Genomic DNA, 17,554 nt, shown 5'->3' with positions numbered 1-17,554 from the left:
ATGTCTTTCGAGGTGTCGGCTAGCTCCGCCACGGCGGCTGTGGGCGAAAATGTGCCTGCAGATACTGCATGAATTGCCGGGTGCGTGCGGGCAATCCGGCGCGATTGTTGGTGAGTGCGATCACATCGGCGTCGTGCGCCTTCCATGCGGGGAGCAGCCGCACGAGGTTTCCCTTCGCGATATCGCCGGCAACGTCCCATTCCGAGCGGAGAATGACGCCACGGCCCTCACACGCCCATTGGCGAATCACCTCGCCATCGTTGCAGCTCAACTTCGACGACACGCGGATACTGCGCGCCGTGCGGCCCTTGCGGAACTGCCAGAGCGATGCGTCTTCGTTGTTCTCTCGCAGCACGATACATGGCAGTTCGGCCAGATCGTCAGGGGTTTCCGGGTTCGGAAAGCGCTTCAGAAACGCTGGGGATGCACACACGAAGCGTGCATTCGGCGCAATCGCATAGCCGATCAGATTCGACGCAGGCAGATCGCCGATATGAACCACGATGTCATAGCGGTCGGCGGCCTCGGTCAATGGTTGATCGGTGAGCGTCAACTCGATGTCGACGTCGGGGTTGTCCTGCTGGAAGCGGGACACGACGGAAGCGAGATAGCGCCGCCCGAAACCCAGTGGCGCGCGAACTCTCACGGTGCCGACGAGCCCACCGCGGCGTGCGCGCAAATCCTCGAACAGCGTGTCGAACTGTGTCACCAGGTGTGCGCCGCGTTGGCACAGCAACATTCCTTCTTCCGTGAACCGTAAGCGGCGAGCGCTGCGGTCGACGAGGCGGATATCGAGTTTTCTTTCGATCTGCTGCAACCGCTGCGTGACCGCCGGCGGCGACAGCCCAAGCTTTCTCGCTGCCGCAACGAGGCTGCCGGTTTCCTGTATGGTCAGCAGGAAGCGAATGTCATTTGAATCGCTCATGTTGGTCTCATCGCGGTTGCGGCTGCAATTATTGTTCGGTGGGCCCGCGCCGGGAGGGACGCAGCGGGGATCGCCGCGATGCGATTCATTGGACTCGATATCGCGCCAGGAAAGTGCAAACGGCGCTCTCGACGACGCGTTCTACCTGATCGTCGGACAGGGCGTAGTCTGTTTGCATGAGGCGAGGATAAAAAACGGTCTCGCCCAGCATGCCAATGAATTCTGCGCGCGCGAGCTGCACGTCGGCAACACGCAGCTCGCCTTCGTCAACGCGCCTTTGCAACCAGGCATCCGTAATATCGCTGAATAAATGCTTCGCAAGTTGAAAGCGGGCGCCCACCGCGGGAAAGTTTCGCGCTTGCCCAATGATCAGGCGCATCGCGGAAATCAACCGCGCGTCTGAAACGAGCTCGCAGAATGCGCGTCCAATTTCGCGCAGGCCCGGTTCGACGTCGTTGGGCACGACGTGATCTTTCCAGCTCGAGAATAGCTGATGGATCAGATGGTCCACCGCTTCGACGAACAGCGTTTCCTTGCTGGGAAAATGTTTGTACAGGGTCGCGTATGACACTGTCGCGCGATCGCCAATGGAATCCATCGTGGCCGCGTCGTATCCGCTTTCCAGGAACGTTGCAATTGCAACCTCCAGGATCAACGCGCGCTTTTCCCTGCTAACACGCTGCTGATATCCCTCTACGCCGTTCGTCGAGGAAGTCTCTCCGCGCGAGATGGGCTTCTTCCTTCCTGCCTTCGCTATTTCCACTCACAAGCTCCAAAACTATCGGTCTGGAAGGCATTCTGCCCCCCGTTGGCAAAAATCGCCAGCAAGCGAGACTGCGGACGGTCCTTCGAAATCGGACGCATCGGTAATGCCGGGTTTTCCCTACCTTTCTCGCTGCCGTTTAGTACTATAGTGTAATACACACTACACCATGAAGCTCGAACAGAAATGGGAGCCAGCGTGAACGGTTTCAGACGATTAAGCACAGCCTCGGTTATCAGAGGCGGGAAAGGCTGGTCATTACTCGGGGCGAGGTGCTCCGGCTGTGAAGCGCCCATCTATCCAGTCCTCACCGTGTGCCCGCACTGCGGCGGCCGCGACTTCGTTGCGTTGCCGCTGCCGACAATCGGCACCCTCTACTGCCACAGCGTGGTGCATATGGGACCAAGGGGCGTCGACACGCCCTATACCGTCGGCTACGTGGACTTTAGTGAGGGTCTGAGGGTCTTCGGGCGCATCGAAATGGAGGCTGGCGCTGTCCAGACGGGGCAACAACTCGAATTGCGAGTGAAAGCAGCAAACAAACGAGCGAGCCAGTTCATCTACTTCTTTGCCGCACCCGGCGAAGTTCCCCGGCAGGTAAGTTCATGAGCGCGACGAACGGTTTGAGGAGCGTGAGCGTCGCTGGCACAGGTATGGTTCGCTTTGGGCGTTTCCCGGAAGTGAGTCTTGCGCAGCTCGCCGCGCCCGCGGTCATCGAGGCACTTGATGAAGCTGGAATCGATCGACCGCGCATCGGCGCTATTTATTGCGGAACGGTATCCGGTGGTCCATTGGCTGCTCAACGTATCGCACGGGAGACGGGGCTGACCGGCATCGAAGCGGCGAATTTCGAAAATGCCTGCTCGTCGTCGGCGAGCGCATTCCGGCACGCCTGGCTCGCGATTGCCGCGGGGGCGGTGGATTGTGCCGTGGTGGTCGGAGCGGAGCAATTGACCCGTCTCGGCAGCGGCCCACTTGATCTGGGCGATGAGGATGTCGAGGCGGCGAACGGTTTGACGATGCCGGCGCTGTACGCAATGCGCGCACAGCGGTACATGCACGAATTCGATTTGTCGCCTCGCGATCTCGCGCAGATCGCGGTCAAGGCCAGGGCGAATGGCGCGCTCAACGCGTATGCACAGATCCGCAGCACCATGTCGGTGGATGAGGTGCTCGCTAGTCGGCAGGTGGCCTCGCCGCTGACGTTGCATCAGTGCTGCCCGCTGGGCGATGGCGCATCGGCGGTCGTGCTTGCGGCCTCCGACTTTCCCATTGCGAATCGGCAAGGCGCCGTGAAGATTCTTGCGTCGCATCTGACGTCGGGCCGTTACATGCAGGGAGGCAGGGATATGACGACTCCCGAGGTCACGATGCGTTGTGCGAACGAGACCTACGAATCCTGCGGCATCGGCCCTTCCGACATCGATCTCGTCGAGTGTCACGACGCCTTCACCATCGCCGAATTGCTGTACTACGAAGCACTGGGTTTTGCCCGCCACGGAGAAGGGGCGGCCTTGATCAGGGAAGGTCAAACGTCGCTGAACGGACGGATTCCGTTCAACCCGTCCGGCGGTCTGCTCTGCAGGGGCCATCCGCTTGGCGCGTCGGGAATCGCGCAGATCGTCGAAATAACCCGCCAGTTGCAGGGCCGCTGCGGCGCACGGCAGGTCGCGAAAGACAAGCCGCGCGGTCCGCGAATCGGGCTGGCGCACATCACCGGTGGAGGCACCTACGGCTTCGATCACGGTGCCTGCGCAATACACATTCTTGGAAGGTGAGAAGTGAAATCAGCACCCTTTACCTGGCACCGCCCGGAAAGCGTGGCGCGTGCCGTCGAGCTGCTTGCCACGCTGGACAACGCACGCCTCATCGCTGGCGGGCAGACGCTGATGCCGATGCTGGCCATGCGTTACGCGTATGTGGACCATCTGATCGACGTGAACGCGATACCCGGCCTCGACGGGATAGCGTTGGAAGGCGGCGAGGTCTGCATCGGCGCACTGGTTCGCCAGCGAGATATCGAGCAATCTCCTTTGATTCATCGATACGCACCGCTGATGGTGGAGGCGTATCGATTGGTCGGTCATATTCAGACGCGAAATCGGGGCACTTTTATCGGAAGCGTTTGCAATCTCGACCCGGCCTCGGAGCAGCCCGCACTCGCCGAAATCTTCAATGCGACCATCGTCGCCGTGGGACCCCGCGGAGAGCGGCGCATCCCGTTTCATGAGTTCGCGTGCGGCTTCATGACGACTTCGATCGAACCGGACGAAATGGTGACGCAAATTCGCCTGCGCATCTGGAACGAGCCGCACGGCTATGCGTTCGAGGAATTCGCGCGCAGGCATGGGGACTTCGCAATCGTCGGGGCCGCGGCCATGGTGTCCGTCGACGCCAATCGCGCTATCGGCCGTGCCGACGTGGTCCTGTGCGGCATGGGCAGCAAACCTTGCCGTCTGCAGCTCGACGACGTCCTCCAGGGACAGCAGCCCAGCGACGGTCTCGCAAAGGCAGCAGCCGGCAGAGCAAGCTCGATCGATGCCCTTGGCGACACGAGTGCCAGTGCCGCCTATCGGCAACGCCTCGCGAGCACCGTAACCGAGCGTGCGCTTGGGCGTGCGTTCGCTCGCGCATTGAACGCAAGCTGAGGGAATCATGGATCAGAGAATCGAATTCGTGGAACAGGCAAGGATTGCCTTCGAACTGAACGGACAGGCTGTGACCTGCGACATCGACCCCAGAGTGACGCTCGGCGATTTTCTTCGTCACCAGCTTGGCAAGACCGGCACGCATTATGGCTGCGAGCATGGTGTTTGCGGGGCATGCACGGTGCTGGTGGATGGACGTTCCATGCGCTCGTGCCTTCAGCTCTGTGGCCAGGTCGACGGGCGGAAGGTCACAACCGTAGAGGGGCTGGCGAATGCCGACGGCTCGCTAGGCATCCTGCAGCAGGCGTTTCAGGATCGCCATGCGTTGCAGTGCGGATACTGCACCCCGGGCATGTTGACCACACTCACGGAGTTTCTGCGGGCCAACCCCGACCCGTCCGAGGCGCAAGTTCGTGATGCGATCAGCGGCAATATCTGCCGCTGCACGGGCTACCAGGCCATAGTCGAAGCCGCGCTGCTCGCCGCAGCGAGAATGCGCGGCGAGCCCGATCCAGTTTTCGGACCGGTTACCGCACACTCGAAGAGCAGCGATGCCCCTTCGGAGTCGGCCGTGGGCGCGCGATATGTCGGCAAACCCGTCAAGCGCACCGAAGACCCCGCGCTGCTCAAAGGCGAGGGGCAATTCGTCGACGATATCCACCTTCACGGAACATTGCATTGCTGTTTCGTGCGATCGTCGCACGCGCACGCCCGCATCAGGCACGTCGATACGCAAGCGGCAAAGGCCATACCGGGCGTCCACCATGTCTGGACGTTCGCCGACCTGGACGAAGCGCTGCGGCGGCCATTGCCTGTCCTGGCGCCCACGCACATGCTCACTGAGCCGCGCATGTGGTCGCCGCTGGCTGCGGACGAGGTGTGCTACGTCGGCGAGGCGGTTGCCGTTGTCCTTGCCGAAAGCCGGTACATCGCGGAAGACGCCGCGAACCTGGTGCAGATCGACTACGAGGTACTGCCTGTTGCCGGCGACATCAGGAAGATATTCGACCCGGATGCGCCACGGGCTCACAGCGACGTTCCGACAAACCTCCTGCTCGACATGCCGTTTGCTTTCGGCGAAGTCGACTCGGCCTTTGCAAGCGCAGCGCACGTGGTCAAGCGCGAGATATTCCATCATCGCGCAACTGCGCACCCGATGGAGTGCCGCGCAACCCTCGCGCGGCTCGATGGCGGCACCGGTGATCTGACCGTCTGGAATTCAGGCCAGGCGCCGCATCTCGAAAGACGTCTCCTCGCGCAAGCGCTCGGCTACGACGAAGCGAAGATCCGGGTCATCATGCCGGACGTTGGGGGGGCGTTCGGTCCGAAGGGTATCGCCTATCCGGAAGAGTTCGTCGTGGCCTCGGCTGCACTCAGGCTGGGTGTGCCGGTCAAATGGACCGAAGATCGTCGCGAGCACTTCCTGAGTATTACCCAGGAGCGCGATCAACTGTGGGATCTCGAGATGGCGCTCGACCAGGACGGAAAGATCCTCGGCGTGCGCGGTTCCGTGGTCCACGATAACGGTGCGTACGTGCCTTGGGGCATAGTCGTGCCGATCATCGCGGTGACCTCGTCGCTGGGTCCGTACGTCGTCCCGGCATTCCAGGTGAAGCTGAAAGTCGCGTGCACGAACATGGTACCCACCACGCCGGTGCGTGGTGCGGGGCGGCCTAAAGCGGTATTCGCGATGGAGCGGATGCTCGATGCCGCAGCCGACCAGCTCGGCCTCACTCGTCTGGAAATTCGACGTCGCAATTTCGTGCAGCCGGAACAGCTACCGTACAAAACTGGCCTGATATTCCGCGACGGTTCGCAGATGGTGTATGACTCCGGCAACTATCCGGAGACCCAGAAAAAGGCAGAGGAGCTTGCCGGTCTGGACGCGTTTCGCGCCCGCCAGGAGGACGCGCGCACGCGGCAACGATATCTCGGCATTGGCTTTGCCAATTATGTGGAAGGCTGTGGTCTAGGTCCTTATGAAGGGGCGGAAGTCACGTTGCAAAACGACGGACGCATACACCTGGACGTCGGTGGCGCCGGCGCGCAGGGGCAAGGCATGAAAACCATCTTTGCCCAGATCGCAGCCGATCAGATCGGTGTCGAGATGGATGCCATCACGGTAGTCGTCGGCGATACGGGCAAGCTTGCAATGGGTGTCGGGACATTCGCGAGCCGGATCACCGTCAACGCCGGAAATGCAGTCCACATTGCATGCGGCAAGCTCGCGGGAAAAATCAGGGCGCTGGCTGCGAACGCCCTTCGAGTTCCGCTGGATCAGATCGAGATCGCGCGTGGCGTCGTATGCGCGCGAGGTCAGCCGGAAAGGGCGTTGCCGCTCGGGAAAATCGCTCAGATGTCCTATGGGATACCTGGGTTCACGCTTCCTGACGGGCTGGATGCAGGCATGACCGTCACGCATTATTTCTCCCCGAAAGCCAGTGTCTACGCCAACGGAACGGCGTTCGCGGAAGTCGAGGTGGATCTCGGGACTGGCTACGTAAAGGTCTTGCGTTATGGCGTTGCGCACGATTGCGGGAATGTGATCAATCCGATGCTCGTCGAGGGGCAGGTGATTGGCGCGATTTCCCATGGGATCGGAAATACGCTGCTCGAGCGGCATGCCTACGACGAGAATGCCCAGCCGCTTGCGACGAATTTCGCGGAGTTTCTGCTGCCGACCGCTCTCGACATGCCATCCCACATCTCGATGGCGCATCTCGTTTCCCCCTCGCCGAACAACCCGCTTGGCGTCAAAGGCGCCGGGGAGGGCGGGACGATTCCTGCCTCCGCGGCGATCGTCAGTGCCATCGAGGATGCGCTGAGCCGTTGGTCTATCCGATTTGACGAAACTCCCGTGCTGCCTGAAATGATCTCTGATCGGCTGCATGCCGCAGGCGCCTACAGCGACGCCGCTCCCCAACACACCTCGAACGAAGAACTTGCAGGATAACGCTATGGAATCTGGAAAAACGGGTCCGCTGAGCGGCGTGAGGGTTCTGGATCTCACGCAGTTCCTGTCGGGCCCTTTCGGAACGCAAATTCTCGGTGACCTCGGCGCTGAGATCATCAAGGTCGAGCCGCCGGCGGGCGAACTTTCACGCGGCGTGCCACCGCATTTCGTAGAGGGCGACAGCGCCTATTATCTTGCGGTCAATCGCAACAAGAAGAGCGTTGTCATTGACCTCAAGACGGAGCGGGGAGCCGAACTCGTTCGGGAGCTGGCGGCACATTCAGATGTCCTTGTCGAAAACAATCGGCCCGGTGTGATGGAGCGGCTCGGGCTCGGTCAAGCGGCGCTTCGCGCGCGCAGTCCGCGGCTCGTCTATTGCAGTATCAGCGGCTTCGGACAGACCGGCCCGGACAGGGATCTTCCCGCTTACGACATGATCGTGCAGGCGATGTCAGGGGGCATGAGTCTGACCGGGGAGCCTGGGCGAGCGCCCGTTCGCGCTGGCATTCCGATCGGCGATCTGGCGGCCGGCATGTACGGCGTAATGGGCGTACTCGCTGCGCTGGTCGAGCGCCAGACTACCGGCGAAGGACGGTTCGTCGATGTGTCGATGCTCGATGCGCAAATCGCGATGCTTTGTTATCAAGGCGCCTATTACCTGCTATCGGGTGAAGTGCCGGAACCCCAGGGACGAGGCCACGATTCGATACCGACTTACCGCTCGTTCGAATGCGGCGACGGCGTTTCACTGGTTGTGACCGCCAACACCGAACGTATGTGGGCGGACCTGTGCAAGGTAGTCGGTTTGCCACACCTCGTCCACGACCCGAGATTCAGGGATCCGGACGAACGCCTGGCAAACAAGGCGGCGCTATGGGAAATACTGGAGGCGCGCTTTCGGTCCGAATCCGCGCAGAGTTGGCTCGATCTGCTGAATTCGGCCTCGATTCCGGCCGCTCTGGTCAAGACGGTGGATAAAGCACTGAACGCCTCCCAGGTCGCGCACAGAGACATGCTCGTCGAGCTTCGCAGCCGAGCGGGATCTCATGTGCGCGTGCCCGGCAATCCAATCAAGCTCGATACCTCGGGGCCTGTCGATGCGAGTTACCCACCGCATCTGGGGGAGCATACGAACGTCGTGCTCGGAGAGTACGTCGGGCTGGATACTGACGAACTGAGGACACTTCAGAACCAGGGGGTTGTTCGGCAGTTTGTACCCGGCATGCCATCGCCCGGCGTGAAATCGCGATGAACGTGGAGATCGGAATGCATGAAAATCTTCTGCTGAAGATGAAGGGTCATGTTTTGCACATTGCCCTGAACAGTGCTGACGGCAGGAACGAGCTGGATGACGCAATGACTCGAGCGCTCACAGAGGTGATCAGTGACCCTCCCGAGAGCACCGTGGCAATCGTGTTGTCCGGCGAAGGCGAGAACTTCTGCGCAGGCCGGGCCTCTTCGCCACCGCCGGCACTTTCCCCAATGGAAGATCCACGCCCTGCAATCAAGGAACGGGGCGCGGTGCCCATTCTCGCACTCTATGAGGCAATCCGTTCGAGTGCGGTGCCGGTTGCGTGTTTCGTCAAAGGGCTCGCTTCGGGTATGGGTTGCGCAATCGTTGCAGCGAGCGACTACGCAGTCGCCGACGTGCGCAGCCAGTTCGAAGCCAACGAACTGGAGAAGCAGTTTGCTCCTGCACTGCTGATGTCCGTGCTCATCTCGCGTGTCCATGTCAAGGCGATTTCGCGTCTGGTTTTGACGGGTCGGCCCATCGACGCGACGACCGCTCTGGAGTATGGGCTCATCGGCGAAATAGTCGCTCCTTGGGAACTGGACAACGCGCAGGACGATTTCATCGCGTTCATGAACAGCCGGGCTCCGCAGGCATTACTCGGAATCAAGACCTTCCTGCGCGAATCGGCCGGCCCGGATTCGTCAAAGCTTGCCGCCGACGTTCTGGCGGAATCGATTGCGGCTCGCCTCGACGTGACAGCGCCGTTCGCGCCGTCCCACGACAAGCGGTTTCTGAGCGTCGACGGCGAGCGCATTGCCTATATCGACATCGGCAACGGGCCCGCGGTCGTTTTGCTCCATAGTCTCGGGACATCGAGCGCGCTGTGGGACGATATTCTGCCCGCACTCACCGCGAATTATCGAGTCGTGGCAATAGATGCCCGCGGTCACGGCGACTCGACGAAGCGAAGCGCGTGGAATGCAGACGCGGTTGCCAGCGACGTTGTTGCGGTGACGGGGGCCATCGGTCTCGACCGTTTTGGCCTGGTGGGTATCTCGATGGGGGGACTCACTGCAATCCGCGTTGCCGCGAAGCTGGGTCGACGCGTGGCTGTCATGGTCTTGTCGAGTGCTTACGCAAGCGTTTCCGGACCGACGGTAGCCAGGCGGCTCGCAGCAACCGAAGGGATGTTGAAAAAGCTGCCAATGCATCTCTTTGCGCGCATGTACGTGGAGCAGACCCTCCACAGAAACACTGCGTACCCGAAGCGGGAGCGACTTGCCCAGCAGATTGCGGCCATCGCTTCAAAGGATTACCTGGAGATATTGCACGCCATTGCCACGGATGACGTCTCCAGTCTTCTGTGCGACATCGAGGTCCCGACACTCGTGCTCAACGCCGAACTCGACGGAAGTGTACCCAGAACCGTATCGGCGCAGTTGACGCAAGGAATCCATGGGGCGGAGGAACGGACGCTGCGCGCTGCCGGGCACCTTGCATGTGTCGACGCGCCCGATGCGTACGCGGACGTTTTATTAAGCCAGTTTGAGCAATACACGGATGAAGGTGGAGAAGTATGGAGATCGTAAATCGCTTTTCGGTCGACTCGACTATCGAGAACGCCTGGAACGCACTACTCGACGTTCCGCTGGTGGTGTCCTGCTTTCCCGGTGCGACGCTCACGGACACACTCGGCAAGGACTCGTACAGGGGGCTGATTCGCGTCAAGCTGGGTCCAATCGCGATGGAGTTCTCCGGCAATGTCACCTTGAGCGCCCCGCGGGGTGACGCGCATACGGCGACCGTTGAGGCCACATGGCAGGAGACCAAAAACCGCGGATCGGCCAAGACGGTGACCACGTTTTCTCTATCACGCCTCAATGAAGCCGCCGGCACCCAGGTTGACGTTCGCACCAGTGTGCAGATGGCGGGGCAGGTGGCGCAGTATGGCCGCGGAGTTGGAATCATCAATGCCGTATCGGAACAGATGGTCCGTCAATTCGCGGCGAATTTGCTGGAGAAACTTGGAGACAGAGAACCCGTGGCGGCAACACGCCGCGACAACTCAGCACGCTCAACGAACGAGATTTCCGTACTCGGCTTGTTGTGGAAAATGCTGGTTTTGAAGTGCAGGCGGTGGTTTGCCAGACCGCGTTCGTCATAGTTCCCTTTGTTCATGTTTCTGATCAGTTTGGTCAGGCGGGCAAACGGCAGCCGCTTCTACTGAACCCTGTCATGCCAGCACGCGATGCCATCGAAGTGTCCGGAACTCTTTGTCTAATCATAAGTAGTGCAAAGCAGGAGATGGGAAGATGGAAACGAACTCGACTCCTTTCGAGTCGACAGACCATGGGAGCAATGTTGGTGCTCCTGTCGTGGGCAAGGCCGCCTGGATAGTACTTGCGTCCGCGTTTGTGGGGTGGATGTTCGATGCAATGGATCTCTACCTGTTCACCATGATCATGGTTCCGGCCCTTCACGACCTGCTCGGGGCTTCACAGGGCAGCGTCATGCGGATTGGAGGGCTCATTGTCGGCGCGAAACTGCTTTGCTGGGGCATCGGCGGGATTCTGTCCGGTATCGTGGCAGACCGGTTCGGGCGAGCGCGAGTGATGCTCGGCACGATGCTGATTTATTCGGTATTCACGGCAGCCGGTGCCTTCGCGCGAGACTGGTATCAACTCCTCCTGTTTCAGATGCTGGCGGGCTTTGGAATCGGTGGTGAGTGGGCCGCCGGCGCCGCGCTTGTCGTGGAGACCTGGCCAGAAAAACACAGGGCGAAGGCCGTTCAGGTGATGCAGGTTGCCAATGTGGCAGGGCTGGTTGCCGCCTCCGCGCTCGCGATCCTGCTTTCAGGCGCTGGATGGCGTTGGGTGCTTGGCGTGGGGGCGGCACCGGCGCTCGCGAGCCTTGGCCTGCGGTTCATCACACCGGAATCGGCGAGTTGGGAGCAGTCACGTGCGGCCGCAATGCGTCACGCAGGTCCGAAAATGGGTTCGATATCGGAGATATTTGGCAGCCCGTTGCGCCGTCGAACCATTGTCGGAACGCTCATTGCCTCGGCAATGATGATCGGTGGCTGGGGGGCATCCATCATCTTTCCCACGTTGCTGAGAGAGTTCTTCCCATCCGCCGGCAGCGCGGAATTCACGCGACAGACGGGCATCGCTTTCATGGCGACCAACGCCGGTGCGGTGCTTGGATACGCCTCGATTCTGCTCCTCGTCAGTCTGATGCCGCGTGTCTCCCGACGGATCGTCTACGCAGTGTTTTGTGCTGGCGCCTGGATTGCAGTCGTTGTCCTTTTTGGAGCGGCGAAAACACTGGGGACGTTCTATTTCTCAATGCTTGGATTCGGTTTCTTCGCAATGGGCGGATTTGGGATCGTCGCTCTGTACCTGACTGAGCTTTTTCCGCTCCATGTTCGCGCCACAGGACAAGGCTTCGCCTGGAATATGGCCCGTCTCTTTACCGCGTTCGGACCGTTGCTCGTGTCGTTTGCGTCGGCGAATCTGGGATTCCGTGTGGTGGGAATCACTCTCGCAACCGTATTCGGAATGGGATTGGCCGCCATATTTTTCGGGCCGGAAACGGGCTGAAAAGACGACGTGGAAGTTCGAAGCGTGGCACGCATCCACCAAAAAATATGACATTGGAGACAGCATGAAAATGAAAGTGATCGTCGCCTCGACGGTCTTTGTGTGGACGGTCGCGGCACACGCGCAATCGTCGGTGACGCTGTATGGCGCGCTCGATACGGGATTGCTGTATCAAAGCGCGAATGCGCCGAATTTCCAGTCGAAAATGAATCTCGGCCACCTATACGCACTCAAGGACGCGGGTATTTTCACCAGTTTCTGGGGGCTCAAGGGCGTTGAAGACATTGGCGGTGGTTACAAGGTCAACTTCAAGCTCCAGGGAGCATTCACCAGTACCAACGGGAAGTTCGGACTGTCCGACACACCGGGCGTCAGCGCAATCTTCAACCAGCAAGCGACGATCGGCATCTCCGGTCCTTTCGGTTCGATCGATGCGGGCCGTCAGTTCGTGCCGATAATATTTGCGATGGCCGACACCGACGTACGGGGCGCGCAATTCTTCGGCAGTATCCTCACCGCATGGCTTGGCATGAATCAGGCTGCAGGCTGGCAGGGCACCAGTACAAACGGAGCGATAGGTGCGCTGTACGACTCTAACGCGATCGTTTACCAGTCGCCGAAATTTCACGGTCTATCGCTGGGACTCGAATATGCGCCGGGCGGCGTCGCCGGTCAATCCCAGGGTGGCACGCGCGAGTCTGCCGTGCTCAGGTATTCGAACTACGGTCTCAATCTCTCGGCTGCTTACTACAACGGCCACGACAGCAATCCCTTCACGACGACAGCGATCGGCGCGATCATCACGGCACCGTCCACCGGGCGCGATAACAATCGCTTTTACTATTTCGGCGCGATGTACACGTTCCACGACCTGTCAGTATCGACGTCATACAGCATCGGCAAGGATCCGGCGAACAGCGGTCAGGCCGACTTCGAGATGATTTCCGCGGGGCTCGGCTACAAGTTCACGCCGTTTTTCAAGGTCACCTCTGGCTTTTATTACCTCAAGGACCGCAACGTTTCATCCAATCAATCGGATGCGTACGCGGTGGGCGCCGAATACAGTTTGTCCAGGACCACCATCGCCTATGTACAGATTGGCCATGTCAATAACCGGGGCAAGATGAGCCAGGCGATCGCCTACGCCGCGCCGGTTCCTGAGGGTACCTCCAGCACCGCCGCGATGATTGGCATTCGGCACACCTTCTGATCCCACCGTGGCTGATTGGAGCAATGAATGAAGACAAGCAGGGCACTGAAAATCGCTGTCGGGTTGCTGGTTGGATCAACATCTATTCACGTCTGGGCGCAGGCCAGCGAGAGCGAAGCGCGCACCGTGTCGAAAGGCACAGCGACCGAAGCCTCCGGCAGCGTCACGCAGACGAGTAGCCGGAAGGACAATTTTGCGCTGCGCCGCAAGGTCTACGCGGCAATCGCACAGCACGAGGAGATCGACGCGGGCGCCATCAGCGTGGTGGTGAAGCGCGGCGCGGTGACGCTCGACGGGACGGTGGTTGATGCCTCACACATCGGTGAGATGACGGAGATCGCGCGGGGCGTTCCCGGCGTGAGGTCCGTGACCAACCGGCTGACGGTCAAAACGCCGTTCGGCAGTCAGTAGGCGCACGTGCATGACGCGGCTCGACTGCGTACCGTAGGAGAATGTGAGCATGAGCAGTGTCGATTTCGAGGTGCTGGAAGCTACGATGCACTGGCTTGATGCGGGCCACCGAATGCTGCTTGTTACGGTCGTGAAGACTTGGGGTTCGTCGCCTCGCCCGGAGGGGGCGATGCTTGTCCTGCGCGATGACGGTCGTGTGGTGGGCTCCATTTCAGGCGGCTGTATCGAAGATGATCTCATCGACCAGGTGCGTCGGTACGGCGTCGCGCAAGGGGTGCCGAAGGTGGTCGAATACGGCATTAGTGCCGAGGAAGCGCATCGGTTCGGGTTGCCTTGCGGTGGCACGATGCGACTCGTGCTTGAGCCGATTACGCGGCAAAGCCGTATTCAGGCCCTGCACGAAGCGCTCAGTCGTGGCGAACTGGTGGCGCGCACGTTAGACATGACAACGGGTGCCGTCACACTTGGGCCACCGGGCACGACTGACGGTGTGCACTTCAACGGGATGCATCTGACGACGATTCACGGGCCCCGTTACCGTATGCTCGTTATTGGCGCGGGACAGCTATCGCGCTACTTATGCCAGGTCGCGACAGGACTCGACTATCAGGTGGTGGTGTGCGATCCACGCGAGGAGTATGTGCAGACATGGAATGTACCCGGCACGCAACTCGTGCGCACGATGCCGGACGATACGGTCCTGGAAATGAGACCCGACGAACGCAGTGCAATCATTACACTCACGCATGACCCTAAACTCGATGATCTCGCGCTGATGGAAGCGCTGAAGACACCCGCGTTTTATGTCGGTGCGCTTGGCTCGCGGCGCAACAATGCTGCACGGCGCGAGCGGCTTAAAGAGTTCGATCTGAGCGACGCAGAACTTGCACGGTTGCGCGGTCCGGCCGGGATCTATATCGGCAGCCGCACGCCGCCCGAAATCGCGGTATCGATTCTCGCAGAAGTCACGGCCGCGAAGAATCGTGTGTCGCTGCCGGCAATCCTTAGGGTCGAGCGTGGGAAGACGGCAAAGGCAATCACGAATGATGGCACACCGATCAGTGCGCTGGATCGTGTTTGGTGAAAGCGGGTTCTCTCATGAAACCGGCTTCCGGCGGCGAACTGGAGGCGAAGGCCATGCAGACATCGCAATATCAGCCAGCCGCTTCAGTCTTTCCCTGCATGCCCCATCACAGGCTTGCGCGGACATGCCTTGCACCACTGCGGCATAGAAGCGTGCGAGCGCTTCGGTGTCGGTATCCGGGGCAAGTTCGCCCTCAGCGACGGCACGGTCGAAGCGTACCTTGATGGTCTGCAGCCCAAGCTCCCGTCGCGCGGAGACCAATTGGGCGACCGACTCGCTCTTTTCGGCGTGTTGGAGAACAGCAGTCGAAATCATGCAGCCGCGCGGCCTTCCCGGGTCGGTGAAGCGTGCCGCAGCGTCGTGCAGATAGAACGCTATCGCATCGTGCGCCGGCAACTTTCCGCTTAGCGCTTCCAGCACGGCTTTGTTTTCACGCTCGCTGACATGGTCGAGCGCCTGTCTGTAAAGGTCCTCCTTCGAGCCGTAGGTTGCGTAGAGGGACGGCGGCGGGATACCCATGGCCTCGGTCAGATCGGCGATCGAGGTGCCCTCGTATCCATGCTCCCAGAACAGCCGAGCGGCGACATCGAGTCCCACGTCGCGGTCCAGCAACCTCGGCCTGCCGCGTTTCCGGGCGGGTTCGCTCATTTTTATATCGAGTCCTATAAAAATCGTTGACAAGCGTGTTTCGACGTCAATATTATAGTGACCACTACTAATTCAGTCAGGAAGGAGTGGTCGATGTCTGCGAAGCTTTCAAACAAGGTGGCCCTGATTACGGGAGGCTCGCGTGGCATCGGCCATGCCGTAGCCCTGGCATTTGCGAAAGAGGGGGCTGCGCTCATCGGCGTGCACTACGGCGCCAATCGGGATGCGGCGAACGCCACCATCCGTGAAATCGAAGCTCTCGGATCGAAAGCCGTCGCGATCGAAGCGGACCTAAGTCGCGGAAAGGAAGCAACGGACAGTATCTGGGAACAGTTCAAGGCCGCTGCCATCGACGCCACGGGCGAGCCGAGGCTAGACATCCTCGTCAACAATGCTGGCGTGGCACCGGCCATCCGCCTGTCTGAGACGAGTGAGTCCGCATTCGACGAGGTCCTGACGATCAACTTCAAGGCACCGTTCTTCCTGATCCAGGCTATTGCAGATCACATCCGCGACAATGGGCGAATTATCAATGTTTCGACGGGCTTTACGCGTGTCGCGGCTCCAACGCATCCCGCCTACGCCGCTTCGAAAGGTGCGATTGAAACGCTGACGCTGGCGCTTGCCCCTGAGTTCGGTCCTCGTGGCATCACGGTGAATGCGGTCATGCCGGGCGTCACGGAGACCGACATGAATGCGGCGTGGATCAAGGTGCCGGAGGCACGTGCCGGCGCGGAGGCCATGTCGGTGTTCTCACGAGTGGGTCAACCTGTTGATGTCGCTGATGTCGTCACGTTCCTCGCATCGAATGAGGCACGCTGGACGACGGGGCAGGTGATCGATGCGACGGGCGGTGCCCGGCTCTAAGTCCCTCTGACATGAAGGCCGCACCAGTGTGCGACCAGCGTCGTGTCCGGCTTCATGGCAGGCCCCGCAGCGGTTGCGGCAGTCTGCCAGCTTGCCAGCGCTCAAAAACACGACATCTGTAAATAGCCAGAATCAGACATTACAAAAAAGCTGTGACAGCAAATGAAAGGGTTTTAAAAATTATGTCAAATTACGTTAGGATGTCGAAATAGTTATGCTCGATATGCCTCAAACTACTCGATCCCAGCGTGCTCCCAGGTATCCCCGAAAACTATGGCGTGGTATTGAGCGCTCCCGCCGAACAGGACCAGCGTCTCTCGCTTGGTATCGTAGACCAGACCATGATTGAGCCTCGGCTGCGGTCCGAAATCCTGTCGAAGCGTCCAATGCTTCCCGTCCCACGTCCACGTGGCTCCGAGGTCCTGTGTGGACGATGCACCGCCAAACAGAGCTACGTTGTCTCCCTTGAAGGCCAGCGCGGCGCCAATACACGGCGGCGGACCAAATTCGCTGACCTGGGTCCACGTCGCGCCATCCCATTCCCAGGTGTCGCCAAAATATTTGCCGCTATCAACACTTTTTCCACCAAAGAGCACAGTACGGTCTCGCTGGGTGTCATAGGCCATTGCGTGCTCAACCCGGGCGGATGGCCCTGTGTCTGCCTGCTGGGTCCAAACGGCGCCATTCCAACCCCAGGTTTCGGGCGAACCGCTGTTGGCGTTATAGAGCAAAATCTGCCTTCGTTGAGCCTCATACACCATCGGTGAGCTTGAGCTCGCGCCGGGTCCTGAGTCCGCCAACTGTGTCCAGTTCCGTCCGTCCCATCCCCACGTGTCGACGGTTCCAAGATTTCCACTGAAGAGGACGCTCTGTTTTCTTGCGGCGTCGTACGCCATGGCCGAATACGCGCGAGCTGCCGGTCCCGAATCAGCCATCTGCGTCCAGTTCGAGCCGTCCCATTCCCACGTATCGTTAAGGTCTTTCCAGAGCGCGCCGGTTCCCAATGTGACGCCCCCAAACAGGACCGTTCGACAACGTTCGCTATCGAAGGACATCGCAACTCCCTCACGGGTGCCCATGGGAGCGACGTCTAGTTTCTGCGTCCACAGAAATCGGCTCATCGTGTGTCTCCGTCTCGACACCTGTTCGAGGATAACGCTTGTGGCAAGTACGATCTAAAACCCTGTTCGAGTGTATCGCTTGTGGCGAATC

16 protein-coding genes are annotated in these 17,554 nt (G+C 60.1%); 12 read left to right on the top strand and 4 right to left on the bottom strand.

The annotated features are described in order from the left end of the window. Positions 1-19: 19 nt before the first annotated feature. Both AB4Y36_RS31260 and AB4Y36_RS31255 read right to left on the bottom strand, forming a co-directional pair. Entirely contained in the window at positions 20-925 is a 906-nt protein-coding gene (locus AB4Y36_RS31260) for a LysR family transcriptional regulator (protein WP_342949996.1), read from the bottom strand. A gap of 85 nt (positions 926-1,010) precedes the next feature. After that, positions 1,011-1,688: a TetR/AcrR family transcriptional regulator gene (locus tag AB4Y36_RS31255; RefSeq protein WP_342949997.1), complete on the bottom strand. Its 678-nt coding sequence runs from the start codon at positions 1,686-1,688 to the stop codon at positions 1,011-1,013. Positions 1,689-1,886: 198 nt separating this feature from the next. Between AB4Y36_RS31255 and AB4Y36_RS31250 the strand changes: the two genes are divergently transcribed. The 11 genes from AB4Y36_RS31250 (at position 1,887) to AB4Y36_RS31200 (ending at position 14,827) form a co-directional block, all read left to right on the top strand. Further along, positions 1,887-2,297 (top strand): Zn-ribbon domain-containing OB-fold protein, encoded by a 411-nt coding sequence (locus AB4Y36_RS31250; RefSeq protein ID WP_176732962.1) that lies wholly within the window; start codon positions 1,887-1,889, stop codon positions 2,295-2,297. Further along, positions 2,294-3,466 carry a thiolase family protein gene (locus AB4Y36_RS31245; protein WP_083245486.1) on the top strand — a complete coding sequence of 391 codons (1,173 nt, stop codon included), beginning with the start codon at positions 2,294-2,296 and terminating at the stop codon, positions 3,464-3,466. The genes AB4Y36_RS31250 and AB4Y36_RS31245 overlap by 4 nt, the downstream gene beginning before the upstream one ends. Before the next feature lie 3 nt (positions 3,467-3,469). Next, positions 3,470-4,336 (top strand): xanthine dehydrogenase family protein subunit M, encoded by an 867-nt coding sequence (locus AB4Y36_RS31240; protein WP_368685046.1) that lies wholly within the window; start codon positions 3,470-3,472, stop codon positions 4,334-4,336. Between the two features lie 7 nt (positions 4,337-4,343). After that, the gene (locus AB4Y36_RS31235; protein ID WP_368685045.1) at positions 4,344-7,289 is read left to right on the top strand and encodes a molybdopterin cofactor-binding domain-containing protein; all 2,946 of its coding nucleotides are present in this window, start codon (positions 4,344-4,346) and stop codon (positions 7,287-7,289) included. A gap of 4 nt (positions 7,290-7,293) precedes the next feature. After that, complete coding sequence (locus tag AB4Y36_RS31230; RefSeq protein ID WP_368685044.1) at positions 7,294-8,541, top strand: CaiB/BaiF CoA transferase family protein; 1,248 nt, start codon at positions 7,294-7,296, stop codon at positions 8,539-8,541. Beyond that, positions 8,538-10,112 carry an alpha/beta fold hydrolase gene (locus tag AB4Y36_RS31225; RefSeq protein ID WP_368685043.1) on the top strand — a complete coding sequence of 525 codons (1,575 nt, stop codon included), beginning with the start codon at positions 8,538-8,540 and terminating at the stop codon, positions 10,110-10,112. The genes AB4Y36_RS31230 and AB4Y36_RS31225 overlap by 4 nt, the downstream gene beginning before the upstream one ends. After that, positions 10,100-10,687 carry an SRPBCC family protein gene (locus AB4Y36_RS31220; protein WP_368685042.1) on the top strand — a complete coding sequence of 196 codons (588 nt, stop codon included), beginning with the start codon at positions 10,100-10,102 and terminating at the stop codon, positions 10,685-10,687. The genes AB4Y36_RS31225 and AB4Y36_RS31220 overlap by 13 nt, the downstream gene beginning before the upstream one ends. Positions 10,688-10,835: 148 nt before the next feature. Beyond that, entirely contained in the window at positions 10,836-12,122 is a 1,287-nt protein-coding gene (locus tag AB4Y36_RS31215) for an MFS transporter (RefSeq protein WP_342950003.1), read from the top strand. A gap of 64 nt (positions 12,123-12,186) precedes the next feature. Next, on the top strand, positions 12,187-13,332 hold the full coding sequence (locus AB4Y36_RS31210; RefSeq protein ID WP_368685041.1) for a porin: 1,146 nt from the start codon (positions 12,187-12,189) through the stop codon (positions 13,330-13,332). Between the two features lie 27 nt (positions 13,333-13,359). Further along, the gene (locus AB4Y36_RS31205) at positions 13,360-13,743 is read left to right on the top strand and encodes a BON domain-containing protein (RefSeq protein WP_069267261.1); all 384 of its coding nucleotides are present in this window, start codon (positions 13,360-13,362) and stop codon (positions 13,741-13,743) included. 49 nt (positions 13,744-13,792) lie between these two features. After that, on the top strand, positions 13,793-14,827 hold the full coding sequence (locus tag AB4Y36_RS31200) for an XdhC family protein (RefSeq protein WP_368685040.1): 1,035 nt from the start codon (positions 13,793-13,795) through the stop codon (positions 14,825-14,827). A gap of 12 nt (positions 14,828-14,839) precedes the next feature. Here the strand turns inward: AB4Y36_RS31200 and AB4Y36_RS31195 are convergent, their stop codons facing one another. Next, positions 14,840-15,475 carry a TetR/AcrR family transcriptional regulator gene (locus tag AB4Y36_RS31195; RefSeq protein ID WP_069267259.1) on the bottom strand — a complete coding sequence of 212 codons (636 nt, stop codon included), beginning with the start codon at positions 15,473-15,475 and terminating at the stop codon, positions 14,840-14,842. Between the two features lie 93 nt (positions 15,476-15,568). On the opposite strand from AB4Y36_RS31195, the gene AB4Y36_RS31190 reads away from it, so the two are divergent. After that, a complete protein-coding gene (locus tag AB4Y36_RS31190) occupies positions 15,569-16,342 on the top strand; it encodes an SDR family oxidoreductase (RefSeq protein WP_069267258.1) in 774 nt (257 codons plus the stop codon). Positions 16,343-16,575: 233 nt separating this feature from the next. On the opposite strand, the gene AB4Y36_RS31185 is transcribed toward AB4Y36_RS31190, so the two are convergent. Then, positions 16,576-17,463, bottom strand: a complete 888-nt coding sequence (locus AB4Y36_RS31185; RefSeq protein ID WP_368685039.1) for a hypothetical protein — start codon at positions 17,461-17,463, stop codon at positions 16,576-16,578. Positions 17,464-17,554: the final 91 nt, after the last annotated feature.

Origin of the sequence: Paraburkholderia sp. BR10936 (genome assembly GCF_040965735.1) — a bacterium.
In the GTDB taxonomy this organism is placed as follows: domain Bacteria; phylum Pseudomonadota; class Gammaproteobacteria; order Burkholderiales; family Burkholderiaceae; genus Paraburkholderia; species Paraburkholderia nodosa_A.
This window is presented reverse-complemented; position numbering and strand designations above follow the sequence as displayed.

What these genes read in the sequence shown, in the direction of transcription:
- AB4Y36_RS31220 (WP_368685042.1), top strand. Translation starts at nt 10,100, where the DNA reads ATGGAGATCGTAAATCGCTTTTCGGTCGACTCGACTATCGAGAACGCC.
- AB4Y36_RS31230 (WP_368685044.1), top strand. Translation starts at nt 7,294, where the DNA reads ATGGAATCTGGAAAAACGGGTCCGCTGAGCGGCGTGAGGGTTCTGGAT.
- AB4Y36_RS31205 (WP_069267261.1), top strand. Translation starts at nt 13,360, where the DNA reads ATGAAGACAAGCAGGGCACTGAAAATCGCTGTCGGGTTGCTGGTTGGA.
- AB4Y36_RS31260 (WP_342949996.1), bottom strand. Translation starts at nt 925, where the DNA reads ATGAGCGATTCAAATGACATTCGCTTCCTGCTGACCATACAGGAAACC.
- AB4Y36_RS31190 (WP_069267258.1), top strand. Translation starts at nt 15,569, where the DNA reads ATGTCTGCGAAGCTTTCAAACAAGGTGGCCCTGATTACGGGAGGCTCG.
- AB4Y36_RS31200 (WP_368685040.1), top strand. Translation starts at nt 13,793, where the DNA reads ATGAGCAGTGTCGATTTCGAGGTGCTGGAAGCTACGATGCACTGGCTT.
- AB4Y36_RS31210 (WP_368685041.1), top strand. Translation starts at nt 12,187, where the DNA reads ATGAAAATGAAAGTGATCGTCGCCTCGACGGTCTTTGTGTGGACGGTC.
- AB4Y36_RS31185 (WP_368685039.1), bottom strand. Translation starts at nt 17,463, where the DNA reads ATGAGCCGATTTCTGTGGACGCAGAAACTAGACGTCGCTCCCATGGGC.
- AB4Y36_RS31225 (WP_368685043.1), top strand. Translation starts at nt 8,538, where the DNA reads ATGAACGTGGAGATCGGAATGCATGAAAATCTTCTGCTGAAGATGAAG.
- AB4Y36_RS31195 (WP_069267259.1), bottom strand. Translation starts at nt 15,475, where the DNA reads ATGAGCGAACCCGCCCGGAAACGCGGCAGGCCGAGGTTGCTGGACCGC.
- AB4Y36_RS31215 (WP_342950003.1), top strand. Translation starts at nt 10,836, where the DNA reads ATGGAAACGAACTCGACTCCTTTCGAGTCGACAGACCATGGGAGCAAT.
- AB4Y36_RS31245 (WP_083245486.1), top strand. Translation starts at nt 2,294, where the DNA reads ATGAGCGCGACGAACGGTTTGAGGAGCGTGAGCGTCGCTGGCACAGGT.
- AB4Y36_RS31235 (WP_368685045.1), top strand. Translation starts at nt 4,344, where the DNA reads ATGGATCAGAGAATCGAATTCGTGGAACAGGCAAGGATTGCCTTCGAA.